Consider the following 3,390-nt stretch of genomic DNA (forward strand, 5'->3'; position numbering starts at 1 on the left):
TACGGACTGGATCAGACAGACATTGACTGAAATTGCAGGCAGTCACCACCTTGCTATTGATGGAAAGGCAATGAGGGGTTCCAAAGCTCAGGGTAAGAAACCGGTACTTCTGGTCAGTGCCTGGAGCGTTGAGCTGGGATTGGTGCTTGGACAAGAGCGCGTCGATCAAAAATCCAATGAAGTCACTGCCATTCCAAAACTGCTCAACGCTCTTGAACTTAAAGGCTGCCTCGTCACACTGGATGCTATGGGCTGCCAGAAAAAAGTGGCGAAACAGTGTATTGAGCAAGGTGCAGACTATGTTCTAGCAGTGAAAGGCAACCAGAAAAAGCTGCATAAAGGTATAGAGGCGTTGTTTGTCATGGCGGAGCATCAGTCTGAGCTGCATGATTATGTTGAAACCCATGAGAAAGGTCATGGTCGTGTAGAAACCCGCTGTTGCTGGGTGATAAGCGACCTCTCTGGCCTGGAAGTAGCTGCGGAGTGGCCAGGGCTAAAACAGGTGGCCATCGTACAAAATGACCGGCAGATTAATGGTAAAGTAACGACTGCACTGCGTTTCTACATTATGAGTCGAACCATGTCCGCTGAGGAAATGCTAACGATCAGTCGCAATCATTGGGCGGTGGAGAATAATCTGCACTGGATTTTGGACGTTGCATTTTCAGAGGACGCATGTCAGATAAGCACAGGAAATGGGGCTGAAAATTTCTCCATTCTGAGACGGCTTGCGCTGAACGCTATCAAAGCCAATAAGGGAAGTCGCAGTATCAAGAGTCACCGGAAGCTAGCAGGGTGGGACCATAAGCACCTGAAAAAGCTGCTTTGCTCAGTCGTTCTGAATTGATGCAATTGCCCTGTTCCCATTACCCGTTATCACTGATAGTTCATCCAGGTAATGAGTTGAAAGTCTGTTTCAACTACGATTCTAGCCAATTTAGAAAGTGGCAAATCTGCCAATTGGCACAGCATTTTGAAACACTCCTCACCGCTTTGACACGTGATCTATCAGTTCCTGTAAAACAAGTCTCTATGCTTTGTGAAACTGAATATAAAAAGCTCATTAAGTGGTCTGATGGAGGTACTCCCAGACTCCATAAAAATTCAGTATTACAATTATTTGAACAACATGCTGAACATAACCCTGATCAGATCGCAATTACGTTTGAAAGAAGACAGCTGACATACAGTGAAGTCAACAAGAAAGCGAATCAATTGGCTCGCTATCTTTTGAATCAGAGCGGTGAGCCATCTGCACCGATAGGTATACTATTAGGGCGTTCTCCTGAGCAGATAATAGCTGCACTGGCCATACAGAAGTCAGGAAGAGCTTATGTACCTATTGATTCAAAACTGCCTGACAAGCGAGTTCAATTTATTCTTGAAGATGCCTCTATTAAAAAGCTCGTTACGCATTCAGAGTATAAAATACAACATGGTTTATTTGACTCCTTATGTATTACTATTGACAATCCCGAAACTCAGCTTCAATTAAACCAACAAAAGTCAACGAATTTAAACTTTACCATTGAAAAGGAGAATAATGCGTATATTATCTACACTTCAGGATCAACGGGAAATCCCAAAGCGGCGCTGTTGACACACGGAGGGTTAGTAAACTTTGTTGAAGCTGTTTCTGATGTATTGCATATCGATGAACGTAGCCGTCTACTCCAATTTTCTTCGTTCAGCTTTGATGTAGCAGTCTTTGAGTGGGCTACGGCACTTAGTTCTGGCGCAGCGCTAGTCATGATTCCGCAAGAGATAGTCTTATCTCCTGACTGTCTGACACAGACAGTTAATTCAGAGAATGTAAGTCATGCATTGCTACCACCTACTCTGCTACATCATCTAGATCCAATAGAATGGCAAGGAGTATCAACCATTGTGACAGGCGGAGAAAGCTTCTCTATTTCTCTTGTGGAGAGTTGGAGCCGAGGACGCTCTTTTTACAATACTTACGGCACAACTGAGACTACCATTTTGTCGACTCTGTTTCGGTTTCAGGAGCAGGAAAACAAAATGAGTATCGGGCGTCCTTTCGCAGGGGTTAAAACCTATGTGCTCGATGATAACCTTAAACCCGTTCCCGTCGGAGTAGTAGGTGAAATCTTCATTGGAGGACCGGGTGTCGCTCGAGGGTATCTGAACCGACCAGATTTAACTGAAGAACGCTATTTGTCAGTTGCTGTTGATGACTCCAATGTTGAGCGCCTTTACAGAACAGGTGACCATGCCAGATGGACACCCCATGGCGAACTTGAATTCATAGGAAGAAAAGACTCGCAGGTAAAAATTCGTGGGCACCGAATAGAGTTAGAAGAAATTTCTGAAAATCTACTGAAACATTGCGCAATCAAGGACGCTCTAACTATAGTTCGAAGAAATAAAGAGAAAGAAGCGGAGCTGATTGCTTATATCATAGTTTCCGATGACTTAGGCGACCTCGCATTATGGCAAGATACTTTCAGAGAATGGCTCCTTGATCGATTACCCGGCTATATGATACCAAATTTCTGGGTTTTCCTGGAAAAATGGCCTCTGAATATAAATGGAAAAATTGATCGTAAAGCCTTACCTGAACCAGCTATGAATGAAACAAAAAGACAACAAGAAGTTTACTCATTTACAGAGAATGAAATGATGTTGTTATGGCAGGGCCTCTTGGGTCATAAATTGCCAATTAGCCGTGATGATGATTTCTTCAAAATCGGAGGGCACTCATTATTAGCAGTCAGACTTGTGGCTTTAATAGAACAAAAATGGAACAAGAAAATTCCGATAGCAAGTCTTATGAAATATTCAACACTCAGTCAGCTATCAAGGCTTGTTGAGCATACAAATGATGGAAGTAAAGATGCGTGGTCTCCTTTAGTTATATTGAATGAAGCTCCCTCCAAAGAAACCTTATTTATTATTCCTGGAGCAGGTGGCCTGAGCGTGGCATACTTGGCACTTTCTCAAACCCTTACCTCAGACTATTCTATTGTTGTGTTAGAAAGTAAGGGGCTAGATGGCTCCGAAGAGCCACATTCCAATATGGATGATTTGGTTGATTGTTATCATAAAGCTCTTTTGAAGTATCAAACAAAGGGACCGTTTTTTCTTGTTGGACACTCATTTGGTGCAAGGGTCTCTTTTGAGCTAGGGAAGGTGTGAACAAGTTCCTTGTGAGCTAATCTACCATCAGCTCATATTTGGAGTTCACCATGAAGAATCAGCTCACGTTTGCCGACTGCGAGTTCACCCAAAAAAAGCGACAGACTCGTAAAGAGAAGTTCTTACTCAGAATGGAGAAGCTGATTCCCTGGTCTCGATTAGAAGCCGTCATTGAGCCTTTTTATCCAAAGCCAGGTAATGGAAGACGCCCTTACCCGCTAGCAACCATGT

3 protein-coding genes are annotated in these 3,390 nt (G+C 43.4%); all 3 read left to right on the forward strand.

Annotated features, from left to right (window positions below):
• Window positions 1-847 (forward strand): ISAs1 family transposase (locus tag WG89_RS02655; protein ID WP_062260858.1); only part of this gene is annotated, 847 nt, incomplete at its 5' end.
• Window positions 826-3,159, forward strand: a complete 2,334-nt coding sequence (locus WG89_RS02660) for a non-ribosomal peptide synthetase (protein WP_153301386.1) — start codon at window positions 826-828, stop codon at window positions 3,157-3,159. The genes WG89_RS02655 and WG89_RS02660, both read left to right, overlap by 22 nt.
• Window positions 3,160-3,209: 50 nt before the next feature.
• The coding region (locus tag WG89_RS29175) for a transposase (RefSeq protein ID WP_479686488.1) at window positions 3,210-3,390 on the forward strand (181 nt) is incomplete at its 3' end.

Source organism: Endozoicomonas arenosclerae (assembly GCF_001562015.1).
In the GTDB taxonomy this organism is placed as follows: Bacteria; Pseudomonadota; Gammaproteobacteria; order Pseudomonadales; family Endozoicomonadaceae; genus Endozoicomonas_A; species Endozoicomonas_A arenosclerae.